At 59.0% G+C, this 16673-nt stretch carries 14 protein-coding genes; 12 read left to right on the top strand and 2 right to left on the bottom strand.

Annotated elements, in window-relative coordinates; genetic code table 11:
• The first annotated feature begins 572 nt into the window (after positions 1–572).
• The 4 genes from B5F27_RS10335 (at position 573) to B5F27_RS10320 (ending at position 4760) form a co-directional block, all read left to right on the top strand.
• Positions 573–1622, top strand: a complete 1050-nt coding sequence (locus B5F27_RS10335) for a substrate-binding domain-containing protein (RefSeq protein ID WP_087246389.1) — start codon at positions 573–575, stop codon at positions 1620–1622.
• A gap of 123 nt (positions 1623–1745) precedes the next feature.
• Positions 1746–3287, top strand: coding sequence for a sugar ABC transporter ATP-binding protein (locus B5F27_RS10330; protein ID WP_087367289.1), 1542 nt, complete (start codon positions 1746–1748; stop codon positions 3285–3287).
• A gap of 19 nt (positions 3288–3306) precedes the next feature.
• Positions 3307–4305: a beta-methylgalactoside transporter gene (locus tag B5F27_RS10325; protein WP_087367286.1), complete on the top strand. Its 999-nt coding sequence runs from the start codon at positions 3307–3309 to the stop codon at positions 4303–4305.
• 134 nt (positions 4306–4439) lie between these two features.
• A complete protein-coding gene (locus tag B5F27_RS10320; protein ID WP_087367283.1) occupies positions 4440–4760 on the top strand; it encodes a hypothetical protein in 321 nt (106 codons plus the stop codon).
• Between the two features lie 91 nt (positions 4761–4851).
• Here B5F27_RS10320 and B5F27_RS10315 read toward each other — a convergent pair whose 3' ends face one another.
• Positions 4852–6222 (bottom strand): sodium-dependent transporter, encoded by a 1371-nt coding sequence (locus B5F27_RS10315; RefSeq protein WP_087367280.1) that lies wholly within the window; start codon positions 6220–6222, stop codon positions 4852–4854.
• Positions 6223–6670: 448 nt separating this feature from the next.
• On the opposite strand from B5F27_RS10315, the gene B5F27_RS10310 reads away from it, so the two are divergent.
• From B5F27_RS10310 to B5F27_RS10285, 6 genes are all read left to right on the top strand, one after another.
• Positions 6671–7288 (top strand): ATP-dependent Clp protease proteolytic subunit, encoded by a 618-nt coding sequence (locus B5F27_RS10310; RefSeq protein WP_242962161.1) that lies wholly within the window; start codon positions 6671–6673, stop codon positions 7286–7288.
• A 257-nt stretch (positions 7289–7545) separates the two neighbouring features.
• Positions 7546–8187, top strand: a complete 642-nt coding sequence (locus B5F27_RS10305; protein ID WP_087246395.1) for a redox-sensing transcriptional repressor Rex — start codon at positions 7546–7548, stop codon at positions 8185–8187.
• Between the two features lie 125 nt (positions 8188–8312).
• Positions 8313–8918, top strand: coding sequence for a thymidine kinase (locus tag B5F27_RS10300; protein ID WP_087367277.1), 606 nt, complete (start codon positions 8313–8315; stop codon positions 8916–8918).
• 555 nt (positions 8919–9473) lie between these two features.
• Positions 9474–10838, top strand: coding sequence for an extracellular solute-binding protein (locus B5F27_RS10295; RefSeq protein ID WP_087367274.1), 1365 nt, complete (start codon positions 9474–9476; stop codon positions 10836–10838).
• A gap of 210 nt (positions 10839–11048) precedes the next feature.
• Positions 11049–11975, top strand: coding sequence for a sugar ABC transporter permease (locus tag B5F27_RS10290; RefSeq protein WP_087246398.1), 927 nt, complete (start codon positions 11049–11051; stop codon positions 11973–11975).
• A gap of 11 nt (positions 11976–11986) precedes the next feature.
• A complete protein-coding gene (locus B5F27_RS10285; protein WP_087246447.1) occupies positions 11987–12844 on the top strand; it encodes a carbohydrate ABC transporter permease in 858 nt (285 codons plus the stop codon).
• Positions 12845–12938: 94 nt separating this feature from the next.
• Here B5F27_RS10285 and B5F27_RS10280 read toward each other — a convergent pair whose 3' ends face one another.
• Positions 12939–13772 carry an AraC family transcriptional regulator gene (locus B5F27_RS10280; protein ID WP_087367271.1) on the bottom strand — a complete coding sequence of 278 codons (834 nt, stop codon included), beginning with the start codon at positions 13770–13772 and terminating at the stop codon, positions 12939–12941.
• Between the two features lie 83 nt (positions 13773–13855).
• Here B5F27_RS10280 and B5F27_RS10275 point away from each other — a divergent pair, with 83 nt between their 5' ends.
• Together B5F27_RS10275 and B5F27_RS10270 are read left to right on the top strand one after the other, a co-directional pair.
• Positions 13856–15412, top strand: coding sequence for a glycoside hydrolase family 28 protein (locus B5F27_RS10275; RefSeq protein ID WP_087246399.1), 1557 nt, complete (start codon positions 13856–13858; stop codon positions 15410–15412).
• Positions 15413–15417: 5 nt separating this feature from the next.
• Positions 15418–16566 (top strand): glycoside hydrolase family 88 protein, encoded by a 1149-nt coding sequence (locus B5F27_RS10270; RefSeq protein ID WP_087246400.1) that lies wholly within the window; start codon positions 15418–15420, stop codon positions 16564–16566.
• Positions 16567–16673 lie beyond the last annotated feature (107 nt).

Genomic DNA, 16673 nt, shown 5'->3' with positions numbered 1-16673 from the left:
AATCCTTCGCGGCTGGCAGACCGTACTTACGCGACGTGACGCGTGGCTAGTATTCTAGGGCTATGCCCGCATATGAAAAACCCCCGGCTATGCCGGGGGATATTTATTGCATACGGACCCTCCGCCAGGCCCAAAACCTCCGCTCCGGCGCTTTTATTCCTGTTATTCCCGTTTGTTTAGCGGGTTTTTGCGGTATTGTGAAAACAGGCATAAAAAGTCCATATATATCAAACAAAGTCACATATTCGTATAACAACGGAAATCAAATAAAATTTTGTTTTCGGGGCGGTTTTCAGGCCGGCTCCGGCGGCCCGTCTGGGATACATAATCCGCACTTTTTGTACATATGATGCGTTGAAATGCAGTTTTGTGCCACATGCCGCAAAATCCACAGACCAATTTGCTTTTTGTTGTCAAAATCTCCTAAAACTTTTTCTTCAAGCTTGTTTGTTTTTACTATTGCACATAGTTTCACGGCGAGGGTATAATAGGAGACAGAGAGGACACGCCCCTTAGCGTGTGGGGGGCTTGCCCGCACCCGATTTTGTTTTTTGATGAAGGAGAATGCTATTATGAAAATGATTTCTCGCCGCGACTTTCTGAAGGCATCTGCCGTTGTCGGCACGACTGCTGCCCTGACTGCCTGCGGCGGCGGCGATTCCAGCTCTGCTGCTTCGACCGCATCTTCTGCTGCTTCCACTGCTACTTCCGCAGCTTCTGCTGCTGCCGGCAGCGCCAACATCGGCGTCTGCATCTATCAGTTTGCTGATAACTTCATGACCCTGTACCGCGCCGACCTGGAGGAGTACCTCACCGAGCTGGGCTATGGCGTCACCATCATGGACGGCAAGAACGACCAGAACACCCAGACCGAGCAGATCAACACCTTCCTGCAGCAGGGTGTGGACGTCCTGATCATCAACCCGGTCCAGACCACTTCGGCCCAGACCATCGTGGACACCATTTCTCCCTCCGGCATCCCCATCGTCTTCATCAACCGTGAGCCCGACAAGGCTGTTCTGGACAGCTATCCCGACAAGTGCTGCTACGTCGGCGCTGACGCACGTCAGTCCGGTACTTACCAGGGCGAGCTGATCCTGGCCACCGACACCGAGGGCGACATCAACGGCGACGGCGTCATCACTTACATCATGTGCAAGGGCGACCCCGAAAACATCGACGCCCAGTACCGCACCGAGTACTCCATCAAGGCTCTGGAAGACGCCGGCAAGACCGTCAACTGCCTGTATGAGTACCTGGACAACTGGGACCAGACTCTGGCTCAGCAGGACGTGGCCAACGCTCTGGCACAGTTCGGCGATCAGATCGAGGTTGTCTTCTGCAACAACGACGCCATGGCTCTGGGCGCTCTGCAGTCCATCGAGCAGGCTGGCCGCACCGTGGGCACCGACATCTACCTGGTGGGTGTTGACGCTCTGGCTGAGGCTGTCCAGGCTGTTGTCGATGGCCGCATGACCGGCACCGTTCTGAACGATGACGTGGGCCAGGCCACCGCTGCCACCGAAGCCACCAAGATGTACGTCGAGGGCGAGGCTGTGGAGCAGTACTACTGGGTCGACTACGTCAAGGTTACTCCGGAGAACGCTGCAGATTACCTCTGATCCTCCGGCTGCCTGAGCGGAACGAATTGTAAGGAATGAGAGGTGCGTGCGCGGGAGCGGCTTCTTCTCCCCGTACGCACCTTTTCTTGCGGGAATCAAGTGAACAAAAGGAGGCTCTACGGAATGGCAGAGTACCGTCTGGTAATGAAAGACGTCGTCAAGGTCTTCCCCGGCGTCAAAGCTCTGGATCATGCCCGGCTTGAGCTGCGCCCCGGCACGGTTATGGCCCTGATGGGCGAGAACGGCGCCGGCAAATCCACCCTGATGAAATGCATGTTCGGCATTTACAAGATGGACGAGGGCGAGATCGAGTACGATGGACAGAAGGTAACCATCCCCACCCCGCTGGACGCGCTGGAAAAAGGCATCGCCATGGTGCACCAGGAGCTCCAGCCCATCCCGGCCCGGACCGTCGCCGAGAACATCTGGCTGGGCCGCTACCCCACCAAGCGTTTTGGCCCCATCGTCACGGTGGACCACGCCAAAATGTACAAGGACACCAAAGAACTGCTGAATCACCTGAAACTGGATATCAACCCCTACGCCAAGCTGGGCTCCCTGAGCATCGCTCAGATGCAGATGGTGGAAATCGCCAAGGCCGTCTCGGCCAACTGCAAAGTCCTGATTCTGGACGAGCCCACCTCCTCCCTGACCGCCAACGAAGTCGAGTCCCTGTTCCGCATCATGCGTGAGCTGAAGGACCAGGGCGTCGCCCTGGTCTACATCAGCCACAAGATGGACGAGATCAAGGTCATCGCCGACGAAGTCACCATCATGCGCGACGGTCAGTACATCGGCAAGTGGGACGTGGCCAGCATCACCAAGGAAGAGATCATCGCCAAGATGGTGGGCCGCGAACTGTCCAACCAGTATCCCCCGCTGGAGAACCACCCCTCCGACGAGATCATGCTCAAGGTGGAGGATTTCACCTCCATTCATCCCCGCAGCTTCCGCCACTGCAACTTTGAGCTGCACAAGGGCGAGATTCTGGGCGTGGCCGGCCTGGTGGGCGCACAGCGCACCGAGCTGATGGAAGGCATCTTCGGCCTGCGCGCCCACACCACCGGCAGAGTGTGGATCAAGGGCCAGGAGGTCCAGATCAAGCAGCCCCGGGACGCCATCTCCAAGAGCCTGGCTCTGCTGACCGAGGACCGCCGGGCCACCGGCATCATGGGCGTGCTGAGCGTCGCCGACAACATCTCCATCGCCTCCCTCGACGACCTGCGCAAGGGCCCCATCATGCTGGACAACAAGAAGATCCTGGATCTGGTCCAGTCCAACAAAGAGAAAATGGCCATCAAGGTGCCCAGCCCCCGGACCCAGATCAAGAGCCTGTCGGGCGGCAACCAGCAGAAGGTTCTGATCGCCCGCTGGCTGGCCAACAACCCCGACATCCTGATCCTGGACGAGCCCACCCGCGGCATTGACGTCGGCGCCAAGTACGAGATCTACTGCATCATCGCCGAGCTCGCCAAGCAGGGCAAGAGCATCATCATGATCTCCTCCGAAATGAGCGAGATCATCGGTATGTCCAACCGGGTCATGGTCATGTGTGACGGCCGCATCACCGGCTTCATCGACGGCAAGGACGCCACTCAGGAAAACATCATGGCGCTCGCCACCCAGTTTGAGACCGCACCCGACAAGGCCGCGGCCAACCAGTAAATAAGGAGGCAGTCTAATCGTGGAAGCTACCAAGAAATCAACCGGCCGTCTGATTAAGACCTGGCTGGGCAACAATGCCATCATCGTCCTGATGGTCCTCGTTTCTCTCATCGTTGGCATCATCCACCCCAACTTCTTCGGCGCCGCCAACATCATCAACCTGCTGAAGAACGTGTCCATCCGCTACATCATCGCGCTGGGCATTTCGGGCTGTCTGATCACCACCGGCAACGACCTGTCGGCTGGCCGTCTGGCCGGCTTCGCAGCCTGCCTGGCCTGCATCTTCGCCCAGACTTCCGGCGCCGCCGGCAAGTTCTATCCCAACCTGCCCACCCTGCCCACTCCCGTGGTCTTCATCCTGGTGGTTGCCATCTGCGCCGTCGTGGGTCTGTGCAACGGCCTGGTGGTCTCCTACCTGCGGGTTCAGCCCTTCATCGCTACCCTGGGTATGCAGCAGGTGGTCTACGGTATCTGCCTGGTCTACACCGGCGGTACCCCCATCGGCTCTCTGAACAGCGACTTCACCTCTCTGGCATCCAACACCATCATCGGCATCCCCGTCCTGATCTGGATCGCTGTCATCGTGGCTGTCTGCTTCTGGTTCCTGTACAACAAGACCCGTCACGGCAAGTATATGTACGCCATCGGCGGCAACGAGGCCGCTGCTGAGGTGGCCGGCGTCAACGTCGCTGCCACCAAGATCCGCATCTACATCCTGGCCTCCTGCATGTTCGGTCTGGCCGGCTGCCTGCTGGCTGCCAAGTCCGGCGGCGCATCCGTCAACACCGCTATGAGCTACGAGCTGGACGCCATCGCTGCCTGTACCATCGGCGGTGTTTCCACCACCGGCGGCGTCGGCACCGTCCCCGGCATCCTGGTGGGCGTTCTGGTCTTTGAGCTGATGAAGGTCGCTCTGCAGTTCATGAACGTCAACTCTTCCTACACCTACATTGTCCAGGGCCTGGTCATCATCCTGGCTGTCGCCATCGATATCCGCAAGTACCTGGCCAAGAAGTAAGCACCTTTCCCAAGGGACCTTTTGATGATACAGGGGGCTGTCGGAACACCCGGCAGCCCCCTGCTGTATTTTCACTTGCATTTCCGGCCGTCTGCGCTTATACTACGGATAGCAAAAGGAAGGAGGAAACTTCCATGCCCGATCATTCCAATGACCCGTCCCTGTCCGACCGCGAGGCCCAGCTGGCGGCCCGGGAGGCCGCCCTTGCCGCCCGGGAGGCGGAGCTGGAAGCCCGGGAAGCCGAAGCCGCCCGGGCTGCCCAGAGCAGCCCCGCCGAAAAGCAGGGCCTGCTGAACAACGGCGACCCCGGGTTCAAGAACTCCAAGGAAAAGATCTACGATCACTTCCCCCTCAGCGTCCACCAGATGGATATTCTCATCGCCGTCCTGGTGGCCCTCATCGCCATCTTTGTCTTTTTGGGGGTCAACCACATCAGCTTTTTCGGACTGTTCTGACGGGACGGTTCACCCAGAGAAAAACGGAGCCGCACCCCTTGCCGGGTGCGGCTCCGTTTTGTTGTTTCAGGTTTTGGCGTGCGGCAGGTTATCAGACCAGGCCCTGGATCAGGATCACCAGAATCAGCACCGGCAGCACAAACTGGAGGTACCGCTTCAGCAGGATCGAGTCAGGCAGCTTGATGCCCTCGCCGCTGTTGGCCTCGGCGCGGTACTTGTCGTAGCCCCAGCCCCACTTGGACACGCAGAACAGCAGGTAGACCAGAGAGCCCAGAGGCAGCAGCAGGTTGGAAACCAGGAAGTCCTCGATATCGAGGATCTGGCCGCCTGCCGGAGCATTGGGCAGAGGCAGGGAGAAGTACCAGACATTGTAGCCCAGCACGCAGGGCATGCTGGCAATCAGGATGAAGATGCAGCAGATGATGGTGGTTTTCTTCCGGCTCCAGCCGAAGGTATCAATGCTGCTGGAGATAATGTTCTCAAAGACGGCCAGGACGGTGGTAAAGCTGGCAAACATCATGAAGAGGAAGAAAAGCGCACCCCAGATCCGGCCGCCCACCATGTTGACGAACACCCGGGGCAGGGTCTGGAAGATCAGGGACGGGCCTGCATCCGGCTGCACGCCGAAGGCAAAGCAGGCCGGGAAAATAATCAGGCCGCTCATCAGGGCCACAAAGGTGTCCAGGGCGCAGATGCGGATGGCCTCGCCGGGCAGGGTATTGTTCCGGCTCATGTAGCTGCCGAAAATCTCCATGGCGGCAATGCCAAGGCTCAGGGTGAAGAAGGACTGGTTCATGGCCGCAGTAATCACATTGCCCAGACCCACCTCGGCAGCCCGCTCCAGGTCGGGCAGCAGATAGAACTTGAGGCCCTCCGAACCGCCTTCCAGCAGGATGCTGTTGACGGCCAGAATGACGATCAGGGTCAGCAGAGCCAGCATCATCCACTTCGAGATCCGTTCCAGACCCTTCTGCAGGCCGAAGGAGCAAACCAGGAAGCCCGCCACAACGATGATGACCATAAAGATGCTCATTTCCACGGGGTCGCCCAGCATCGAGCTGAACACATCGTTGATCGCATCATTGGGAACCCCGACAAAAGCGCCTGTTGCGAACTTATAGAAGTAATCCAGCATCCAGCCGGACACGGTGGTGTAGTACATCATCAGCAGGCAGCAGCCAATGATGCAGAACCAGCCGTGAATGTGCCACTTGCTCTTTTTGGGCTCGAGGGCCTTGTAGGCCAGCACAGCGCTCTTGCGGCTGGCACGGCCCACCGCCAGCTCCATGGTCAGGACGGGCACGCCCATAATCACCAGGAACAGCAGGTAGAACAGCACGAACACGCCGCCGCCGTTGGCGCCGGCCATCCACGGAAACTTCCAAACGTTTCCTATTCCGATCGCACAGCCCGCACTGACCAGGATGAATCCCAGCCGCGAGCCGAATGTTTCACGTTTCATGTTTTTCCTCCTCTTTATCACGCAGAAATACCTATGCCGACAGGCGGCATGTTCCTATTGTATCCGCCCACCGGCCCAGATGCAAGCCTTGTTCTCAATTTTTTTGAAGCTATCTACAAATTTTTTTAATAGTAAAATCAGGGAACCATCGGTTCCTCTGATAAAGCCCCCCTGCCCTGCCTGCATGACCGTCCCCCGGACGGGGCAACCTAGGATGTATCTGAAAACATCTCCCATTTTGCTCCAAAGCGCAGCTACCCCTTTGGGGCGAAGGGTTCAGCATGTTTGCATTCTCAGATACACCCCAGCAGAAAAAGGAGGGCTGTTTCAACCTATGGAGAAGAAAAAGAAAAAGCACGCCGCCGAAGCTCCGGCGGACGAGGCTCCTGCACCCGGCAGCGGCGAGGACACCGAGCGCCGGGCCTTTGAGCAAAGCCAGATTCAGGAGATGGGCACCGTCAACCTGACCAAAGGCCCCCATGCCATCCACTGCCTGACCGTGATCGGACAGATCGAGGGCCATGTGGAGGCCCCCCAGGGCCAGAAAACCACCAAATACGAACACGTCATCCCCCAGCTGGTGGCCGTCCAGGAGGACCCCGCCATTGAGGGTCTTTTGGTTTTGCTCAACACGGTGGGCGGGGACGTAGAGGCTGGGCTGGCCCTGGCCGAGCTGATCGCCAGCCTGTCCAAACCCACCGCCACCCTGGTGCTGGGGGGCGGGCATTCCATCGGCATTCCCCTGGCGGTGAGTGCCCAGCGCAGTTTCATCGTTCCCACCGCCACCATGACCGTCCACCCGGTCCGCCACTCCGGGATGATTCTGGGGGTGCCCCAGACCATGCGCTGGTTTGAGCAGATGCAGGAGCGGATCACCGGCTTTGTCACCCGCCACAGCCGGATGACCGCCGACCGCTTCAATGAGCTGATGCTCCACACCGGGGAGCTGGTGCTGGACATGGGCACCGTGCTGGACGGCCGCCGCGCCGTGGAGGAGGGGCTCATCGACGAGCTGGGCGGTCTGTCCGACGCCATGCGCTGGCTCTACCGTCAGATCGAATCCTGACCGGGTTTTGGCCTCTGCCGCAGCGCAGAGGCTTTTTCTCTGCTTTCTTTTGGGAAGCAATTTGTCTTGTTTGGGTTAAAACCCATTGATTTTGTCTGTATAAGACAGAGGAATCCCACCAAAATTTAAAATTTTGTCAAAAACATTGACAAGGGTTTGACATTCTCAGCAAATGTCGTATACTTATAGAGAGAAATGTTTCCTTTTTCCTGCCAAGTTATCCAAAATTTCAGGTAAATGCAAGAGGAGGTTCTGCCATGAATCCGTCCGTCAAGGCTTCGGTACCGGTCATCCGGCGCCTGCCCAAATATTACCGCTATCTCCGAGCCCTGAAGGATGCCAACATCACCAGCATCTCTTCCCGAGAGCTGGCTGCCCAGATGGGCACCACCGCCTCCCAGGTCCGTCAGGACTTCAACTGCATCGGCGACGTCAACGGCCGCCAGGGCATCGGCTACTCGGTGGACAACCTGCTGGCCATTCTGGAAGGACTTCTGTTCGGCAACGGCGAGCGTCTGCCCGCCATCCTGTTTGGCTGCGGCCGTCTGGGCACCGCCGTCAGCAGCTTCATTGCCAACAACAACAATGGTTTCAGCCTGATTGCCGCCTTTGACGTCAAGCCCGAACTGATGGGCCAGACCATCAGCGGCATCCCCATCCGCCACCTGGACGATCTGGACGCCTTCTGCGCCGAGCATCACCCCCAGGTCGCGGTCCTCTGCCTGCCCCGCAGCGGCGCCGAGGAAATCAGCGGCCGGCTGGTTCAGCTGGGCATCCGGGGTTACTGGAACTTCTCCCACTACGACCTGTCGGTTCCCTTCCCGGACGCGGTGGTGGAGAACGTCCACCTGGGCGACAGCCTCATGAGTTTGGGCTACCGTCTGCGCAACGGGGACTGACCGCCCTTACTTTTTAAAGTCTCAAATCAAAAGCCTTCGATTTTCTGCATCCAAGATTCTGCCCTGTCCGCCTGTGGCGGGCGGGGCGGCTTTGTGCATACAACGATTTTATAAAAAGGAATTCTATGGCTAAGTTATATTTCCGCTATGGCGCCATGAACAGCGGCAAGAGCACCGCCCTGATGCAGGTGGCCCACAACTACGAAGAACAGGGGATGCGGGTGCTGATCCTCAAACCTCAGGTGGACTCCAAGGGCGGCAGCGACCTGGTCAGCCGGCTGGGCGTTCGCCGGGCCGCCGACCTGCTGATCCTCCCCGGCGACGACGTGTTTGCTGCGGTGGAGGCCGACCGCGCCGCCCACGACGCGCCCCTGGCCTGCGTCCTGTGCGACGAGAGCCAGTTTTTCACCCCGGCCCAGGCGGAGCAGCTGTTTATGGTGACGGTGGACCTGGGGGTCCCCGTCATCTGCTACGGCCTGCGGAGTGATTTCTCCCTCAAGGGGTTCCCTGGCTCCACCCGTCTGATGGAGCTGGCCCACACCATCGAGGAGATGAAAACCATCTGCTCCTGCGGCCGCAAGGCCATCTGCAACGCCCGCAAGGTGGGCGGGAAGTTCGTCTTTGAGGGCGAACAGGTGGCCATCGACATGGAAAACGACGTCCAGTACGTCAGCATGTGCCCCCAGTGCTACTTCCGGGAGCGGCGGGCCTTCTATGCCGCCCGGCGGTGAAATCTTTCTCTTTGCGCCGTTCCAAAGCGAATTTTATTTGTCATCTTTTTCACAAGAATGGTTCTCTTTTCCGGCCCCTTCTTTTCGGCTGTCCGGGCTGCCCCGGCGGCAAAGCGGAAGGGGCCCATCCTTTTCCAGGGCTGCCGGGAGGGCGAAAACCCGCTTTCCCGCACAAATTTTGCCCCCGGTTTACACTGCGCCGCAGCACGTTCCTGCGGCGTTTTATTTTGCCTTTTTCAACTGAAATACCAGTTGTATCCCGGGAAAGTCGCTAATATATCAGTATTTTCAAAAGTTCAGACCCCGTATTTCTGTCAAATTTGTACAAAGCCGTGTTGTGTACAAGTTGCACAACTTTTTGTGGCAAGTTTGGATATTTCGGCAAAGGGTCACAAACAGCCTTCCGCAGCACAGCAAGATATGCGCGTTTTTGGCCGTAAATCCACAATTTGCGTCTTTCTTTTCGCGCAGTTTTTTGCTATCACAATTGTATACAAAGGGGTCCGGTAAAGCCCCTCTAGGAGTTTTGTGTTTTTCAATTTAGGAGGAGAAAAAATGAGCAACGCAATTTCTCGTCGTGACTTCCTGAAGGTCACGGGCGCTGTTGGCGCAGCCGGCCTGCTGGCAGCCTGCGGCGGCAACGGTTCTTCGACTGCCGCTTCCACCGCCACTTCTGTGGCCGCCCCCGCTGAGGGCGACGTCTCCCTGACCATCAGCTGGTGGGGCGGCGACACCCGTCACACCGCTTATCAGGAAGCCATCGCCGCTTTCTCGGAGGAGCACACCAACATCACCGTCAGCCCCACCTTCGCTGCATGGTCCGGCTGGGAGGACACCATGTCCACCAAGTTCGCCGGCGGCGTGGCTGAGGATGTCTGCCAGGTCAACTGGAACTGGCTGTACAACTACTCCAGCAACGGCCAGACCTTCATTGATCTGAACACCGTTTCCGATTACATCGACCTGACCCAGTGGGATGAGGCCCCCCTGAACGCCTGCGTCGTCGCTGGCATGCAGCAGGCTGTCCCCGTCTCCATGACCGGCCGTATCTTCTTCTGGAACATGACCACCTTCAACAAGGCTGGCATCACCGAAGTTCCCAAGACTCTGGACGACCTGTACGCTGCAGGCGAGGCTTTCCAGACCAAGCTGGGCGAGGATTACTACCCCCTGCACCTGGGCGGCTACGACCGTATGATCCTGACCGTCTTCTATCTGGAGTCCATCTACGGCAAGGATTGGGCTGATCCCTCCACCTCCACCCTGAACTACACCGCCGACGAGATCGCCGAGGGCCTGGACTTCATCAAGAGCCTGGTGGACAAGCACGTCATCATGCCCCTGCCCACCTACTACGGCAACAACGGTTCCACCGCTGCCAACCAGTCCAACGAGTGGATCACCGGCAAACTGGCCGGCATCTTCGAGTGGGATTCCGCTGCTTCCAAGTACCGTGACGCTCTGGACACCGACAACCGCGACGGCTTCACCGTGGGCGAGGAGATCCAGTTCGGCGACTACAAGGGCGGCTTCACCAAGGTTTCCATGGGCCTGGCCATCACCAAGACCTGCCAGCACCCCGCCGAGGCTGCCATGCTGATCAACTTCCTGCTGAACGAAGAGGCTGGCGCTTCCATCATGGGTTCCGAGTGCGGCATTCCCGCTTCCAAGTCCGGCCTGGCTGCTGCTGAGTCTGCCGGCGCTGTGGACACCCTGGTCGAGGAGGCCAACAGCAAGGTTCTGGCCTTCTGCTCCTTCCAGCTGGATCCCCTGTTCGAGCACAACAACCTGAAGGCTGACGGCACTGGCATCTACCAGGAAGTCTTCGACACCATCGACTACGACGGTGCTTCGGGCGCAGACGTTGTGGACATCCTGCTGGACGGCATGGAGAGCGTCGGCTACACCATCAACGCCTAAAATTTACGCACAAAGGCTCCTTTTCTAAAAAAGCAGCCCTGCTGTGACAATGCCAAGCGGGGGTACCTGTTTCCCTCATCCGAAGCGGGTATCCCCTTTTTCAGGCCAAGGTCCAAGCTTTTTGCCTGATAGTTTTTCGGTTTGTTGGCATTTTTGCAGCAGGTTGCTGCATGATAACGTAAAATCCTGCCAAAAAGGAGGAATCCCTTGATGAAAGCCAACAATGCGCCTGCGGTCGGGCGCACACCCTTTCAGAAATGGTGCGACAAATACCAGGGCCTGTTTTATCTGATCCCGTGGATCATCGGCTTCGTGGTGTTCAAGGCCATTCCCTTCGGTCAGTCGCTGTTCTACAGCTTCACCGACATGAACTTCTTCTCGGGCATCAGCCAGTACGGCGTGATGAACTACGTGGATGCCTTCACCAACACCCGTATCACCAAGGCCCTGATCACCACCTTCCAGTACTCCTTCATCACGGTGCCCCTGAAGCTGATCTTTGCTTTGTTCATCGCTTACATCCTGAACTTCAACATCAAGTTCGTCAACGCCTTCCGTACCGCCTACTACATCCCCTCGATTCTGGGCGGCTCGGTGGCCATCGCCGTGCTGTGGCGCGCCGTCTTCCGTGACGACGGTCTGATCAACACCCTGATCAAGATGGTCACCTTCGGCGCTTTCGACGGCCCGTCCTGGCTGTCTGACCCCAGCTATGCCCTGTGGGTTATCTGCCTGCTGCGTATCTGGCAGTTCGGTTCGGCCATGGTGCTGTTCCTGGCCGCCCTGAAGGGCGTGCCCGCTGACCTGTACGAAGCCGCCACCATCGACGGCGCAGGCAAGTGGCGCCAGTTCTTCTCCATCACCGTCCCCATGATTACCCCCATCATCTTCTACAACCTGGTCACCCAGATCTGCCAGGCTTTCCAGGAGTTCAACGGACCCTACATCATCACGGGCGGCGGCCCCCGCAATTCCACTACCCTGATCTCCCTGCTGGTTTACCAGTACGCCTTCAAACAGAACGAAATGGGCATGGCCTCCGCTCTGGCCTGGATCATGTTCCTCATCGTCTGCGTGCTGACCATCATCGCCTTCACCAGCCAGAAGAAGTGGGTCTACTACTCGGACGAAAGGTAAGGTGAATGAGTATGGGAATGAAAGCTGCACATCGCATCGCTACCTTCTTCAAGTACTTCGTCCTGATTCTGGTGGGTCTGATTATGATCTATCCCCTGCTGTGGATGGTCAGCGCCACCTTCAAGGACAACAGTGAGATCTTCGCGGGCATCAGCCTGTGGGTCAAGAACCCCACGCTGGATGGTTACCGCAACGCTCTGAACGACTTCGGCGGCTCCATCAACATCCTGCAGGCCATGGTCAACACCTACAGTTACGTCCTGCCCAAGGTCATCTGCACGGTGGTCTCCTCCTGCATCGCCGCCTACGGCTTTGGCCGTTTCGACTTCCCCGGCCGGAAACTGATGTTCAGCGTCATGCTGGCCACCCTGTTCCTGCCCCAGGTGGTTCTGAACGTGCCCCAGTTCCTGCTGTACAACAGCTTCGGCTGGATCAACAGCCCCTTCTATCTGGCAATCTGGGTCCACACCGCTTTCGCGACCGAGACCTACTTTGTCTACCAGCTGATTCAGTTCATGCGCAACGTTCCCCGTGACCTGGACGAGGCTGCCGCCATCGACGGCTGCTCCTCCTTCCAGACCCTGTACCGGGTTATCGTCCCCATGCTGCTGCCCGCGCTGGTTTCCTGCGCGCTGTTCCAGTTCATGTGGAGCTGCAACGACTTCATGGGCCCGCTGCTCTACGTTTCCACCCCCGCCAAGTACCCCATGTCCCTCTTCGTTAAGCTGTCGATGGACGGTGATACCGGCTTCCAGTGGAACCGTATCCTGGCTCTGTCCCTGATCTCCATCCTGCCGCAGCTGATCGTCTTCTTCTGTGCACAGGACCAGTTCGTCGAGGGCATTTCCGCCGGCGCAGTCAAGGGCTAATCCCCCCGCGCCCGGTCACCTGACGACCCACTGAACAAAATCCCCTGTGCCGTGGTCATGGCACAGGGGACTTTTTGTTGGAACCCAAACGTTTTCACTTTTCGCCGCCCCGGTGCACCTTGCGGTACTGCACCGGACTGACCCCCACCTGTTCCCGGAACACCCGCCGGAAATGGGCGGTGGTGGAGAAGCCGGTCTGTTCGGCCACATGGTTGATCCGCAGGTCGGTGTTCTCCAACAGGCGGCGGGCCTCCTCGATGCGGCGCACGTTGATGAAGTCCACGATGGACTGGCCCGTCACCCGGCGAAACAGCCGGCTCAGGTAGTAGGGCGACAGGTAAAACTGTGCCGCCACCCCGCTGAGGTTAAGTTTCTGGCTGTAGTTGGCGTTGAGGTAGGCGCAGATCTTCTCGATGGTCTCGTTGCGCTGCTGGGACGCGCTGCCGCTCTCGTCGGCGGCCTCTTTGCCCACATAGTGGAGCAAAAGAGCCAGGTACAGCCGCCCGGGACAGTCCGGCTCCTGCCAGGCGCCGGCGGCCAGCTCCAGCAGGGTGTGCATCCGGCCCGACCACACCGGGTCTCCCAGCAGCACCACCGGCGCTTTGCTGTTGTCCAGCAGCTGGGCCTTCTGGACCTCGCTCATCATCTCCAGGGGAAACCGGCAGACCAGCAGTTCCGCAGGCCAGCCCCCCGCCGGCTCAAAGTCATAGTCCCGGCGGCCCAGCAGCAGGACGCTGTCCGGCCCGGCGCCCACGCCGTTGCCCGGGATCTGGTTCCAGTACAGCATTCCGCTGCCGCTCAGCACCATGACCAGACAGCCTTCGTTGCTGCTGGCGCTGGCCAGCCGGGCTGTCTGGGTGACCTGAATGGTCCGGACTTCCAGTTTGCCGTCCTGGCTGTTCTTTTTGCCGCCCGGGTCGTTTTTCATCTTGGGTTCCCCTTTCCTGTGTTGTTTTTTCTCATCATAACACACTTTGCCCACACGAAACAATAGTACAAGGATGATTTTCTATGAAACTGACATTGATTCGTTCCATGACCCGCAGCGCCGTCTTTGAGCTGGAGAACGGCCTGTGCTTCCGTCCGGCCGAGCCCTTCGCCGTTCTGCTGGACGGTCAGGAGGTCTACGACGCCTGCAACACCAACGTGTTCTCGGTCTACTCCCTTCTGCCCGGCCATCATTACACCCTCACCGTCCGGGCCAGCGGCGAGGAACTGACCCTGGACTTTGACACCCGGGCCGAGACCTTCTTTGTGGATGCGTCCCGGTACGGCCTGGCGGGCGACGGCGTCACCGACGACACCGCCAAACTGCAGGCCGCCCTGTCCACCTGCCCGGCCGGGGGCACCGTCTATCTGCCGGCGGGCCGCTACCGCTGCGCCAGCCTGTTCCTCAAGAGCCACACCACCCTCTATCTAGAAAAGGGCGCTGTGATTCTGGGCGACAACGACCGCACCCACTACCCCATTCTGCCGGGTGTACTGCCCAGTGAGAACGAGGTGGACGAATACTATCTGACCGGCTGGGAGGGCAACCCCCTGGACAGCATGGCCAGCCTCATCAACGTCACCCAGGCGGAGGACGTCACCATCACCGGCCAGGGTGAGCTGGACGCCGACGCCCAGAACGGCGACTGGTGGCAGGACGCCAAAAAGAAAAAGATTGCCTGGCGTCCCCGGGTGGTCTCCATCACCGACAGCAAATACGTGGTGCTCCACGGCGTGACGGTGAAGAACAGCTACTCCTGGACCATCCACCCCATGTTCTCCACCGGTCTGGATCTGCTGGATTTCAAGATCCGCAACCCCTATGACGCCCCCAACACCGACGGCATCGATCCCGAGAGCTGCGTCAACACCCGGATCATCGGCGTGGACATCCACGTGGGCGACGACTGCATCGCCATGAAGGCCAGCAAGGTCTTTCTGGGAATGAAGCTCCAGAAGAGCTGCAAGCAGACCGTCATCCGCAACTGCCTGCTGGACAAGGGCCACGGCGGCATTGTCATCGGCAGCGAGATGTCGGGCGGCGTCAAGGATATGGTGGTGACCCAGTGCCTGATGGACCACACCGACCGGGGCCTGCGGGTCAAGACCCGCCGGGGCCGCGGCAAAACCGCCGTCATCGACGGGCTGGTGTTCCGCAACGTGGAGATGAAGGGCGTCAAGGCTCCCTTTGTCATCAATATGTTCTACTTCTGTGACCCCGACGGCCACAGCGATTACGTCCAGTGCCGCCAGGCCATGAAGGTGGACGACTACACCCCGCGGCTGGGCAGCCTGACCATGGAGAACATTGTGGCCACCGACGCCCAGTACGCCGGCTGCTACTTTGACGGCCTGCCCGAAATGCCCATCGGGGAAGTCATCATGAAGGACGTGAAGATCACCTTTGATCCCAACGCCGAAGCCGGCCAGGCCGCCATGGCGGACAACCGGCCCCTGGTCAAGAAACTGGCCATTTACGCCGAGAACGTGGAGAAGATCGAGCTGCACAACGTCCAGATCGAAGGATACGAGGGCGAGCGGCTCCAGTTTGCCAATGTAGGCAGCTTTGAGGAGGACTGACAACCATGACGCACCAGGAAATTCTGACCATGCTGGGGGAGTACGTTGACTATCTCATCGCCAACTCCAGCGCCGAAGCCCCTATGTGGAACATTGAGAAGGTCCGCAGCGGCCAGCCCAACAAGTGGAACTACATCGACGGCTGCATGATTACCGCCTGCCTGAGCCTGTACAACACCACCGGGGACAAAAAGTATCTGGACTTCTCCAAGGAGTTCATCGACTGGTTCGTCCAGCCCGACGGCTCCATCCTCACCTATGACCCCAAGGAGTACAACCTGGACAACGTGAACCAGGGCAAAAACCTGTTCATCCTCTACGACATCTTCGGCGAGGAGAAGTACCGCAAGGCCATCGACGTCATCGACAGCCAGCTGCAGACCCAGCCCCGCACCAAGGAGGGGAACTTCTGGCACAAGAACATCTACCCCTGGCAGGTGTGGCTGGACGGCGCCTACATGGCCCAGCCCTTCTACATGGAGTATGAGACCCGCTTCAACAAGATGAGCGGCTGCATCGACAGCTACCATCAGTTCATGAACATCCAGAAGTACATGCGGGACCCCAAGACCGGCCTGTACTACCACGGCTACGACGAGAGCCGCCAGATGTACTGGGCCAACCCGGTGACCGGCTGCAGCCCCAACTTCTGGCTGCGGGCCATGGGCTGGTTCATGGTGGCCATGGTGGACGTGCTGGAGCGGATGGATGAGCAGCTCTACAACGAGTACCGCGGTATCCAGGCCATGCTCAAGCAGACCATCGAGGACATCCACAAGTACCAGGACGAGGAGACCGGCATGTTCTGGCAGGTGATCGACCACGGCGGCGAGGAGGGCAACTATCTGGAAACCAGCGGCACCGCCCTGTTTGCCTATGCGGTCCTCAAGGGCGTCCGGCTGGGCCTGCTGCCCAAGCGGATGACCGCCTGGGCCGAGAAAGCCTTCTACGGCACCTGCGACAAGTACCTGTCCAAGAACCCGGACGGCAGCCTCCAGCTGGACGGCATCTGCCTGGTGGCCGGTCTGGGCGGCGCCCAGCACCGGGACGGCAGCCTGGCCTACTACTACAGTGAGCCGGTGGTCTGCAACGACGCCAAGGGCGTGGGCCCCCTGATCCTGGCCTACACCGAAATGATCGCCGAAAAGAACTAACCTATCCCATCTCCTAAAACAAAACACAAAACAAGGCCCCCGGCCCCGATGGTTTTCCGTCGGGGTCGGGGGTCTGCTCTATCTCATTGCAAGGGGTTGTTTCCGAT

The sequence above is a fragment of the Faecalibacterium sp. An192 genome (assembly GCF_002160175.1).
Taxonomy (GTDB): domain Bacteria; phylum Bacillota; class Clostridia; order Oscillospirales; family Ruminococcaceae; genus Faecalibacterium.
This window is presented reverse-complemented; position numbering and strand designations above follow the sequence as displayed.

What these genes read in the sequence shown, in the direction of transcription:
- B5F27_RS10335 (WP_087246389.1), top strand. Translation starts at nt 573, where the DNA reads ATGAAAATGATTTCTCGCCGCGACTTTCTGAAGGCATCTGCCGTTGTC.
- B5F27_RS10320 (WP_087367283.1), top strand. Translation starts at nt 4,440, where the DNA reads ATGCCCGATCATTCCAATGACCCGTCCCTGTCCGACCGCGAGGCCCAG.
- B5F27_RS10330 (WP_087367289.1), top strand. Translation starts at nt 1,746, where the DNA reads ATGGCAGAGTACCGTCTGGTAATGAAAGACGTCGTCAAGGTCTTCCCC.
- B5F27_RS10300 (WP_087367277.1), top strand. Translation starts at nt 8,313, where the DNA reads ATGGCTAAGTTATATTTCCGCTATGGCGCCATGAACAGCGGCAAGAGC.
- B5F27_RS10275 (WP_087246399.1), top strand. Translation starts at nt 13,856, where the DNA reads ATGAAACTGACATTGATTCGTTCCATGACCCGCAGCGCCGTCTTTGAG.
- B5F27_RS10315 (WP_087367280.1), bottom strand. Translation starts at nt 6,222, where the DNA reads ATGAAACGTGAAACATTCGGCTCGCGGCTGGGATTCATCCTGGTCAGT.
- B5F27_RS10295 (WP_087367274.1), top strand. Translation starts at nt 9,474, where the DNA reads ATGAGCAACGCAATTTCTCGTCGTGACTTCCTGAAGGTCACGGGCGCT.
- B5F27_RS10305 (WP_087246395.1), top strand. Translation starts at nt 7,546, where the DNA reads ATGAATCCGTCCGTCAAGGCTTCGGTACCGGTCATCCGGCGCCTGCCC.
- B5F27_RS10290 (WP_087246398.1), top strand. Translation starts at nt 11,049, where the DNA reads ATGAAAGCCAACAATGCGCCTGCGGTCGGGCGCACACCCTTTCAGAAA.
- B5F27_RS10285 (WP_087246447.1), top strand. Translation starts at nt 11,987, where the DNA reads ATGGGAATGAAAGCTGCACATCGCATCGCTACCTTCTTCAAGTACTTC.
- B5F27_RS10310 (WP_242962161.1), top strand. Translation starts at nt 6,671, where the DNA reads ATGGGCACCGTCAACCTGACCAAAGGCCCCCATGCCATCCACTGCCTG.
- B5F27_RS10280 (WP_087367271.1), bottom strand. Translation starts at nt 13,772, where the DNA reads ATGAAAAACGACCCGGGCGGCAAAAAGAACAGCCAGGACGGCAAACTG.
- B5F27_RS10270 (WP_087246400.1), top strand. Translation starts at nt 15,418, where the DNA reads ATGACGCACCAGGAAATTCTGACCATGCTGGGGGAGTACGTTGACTAT.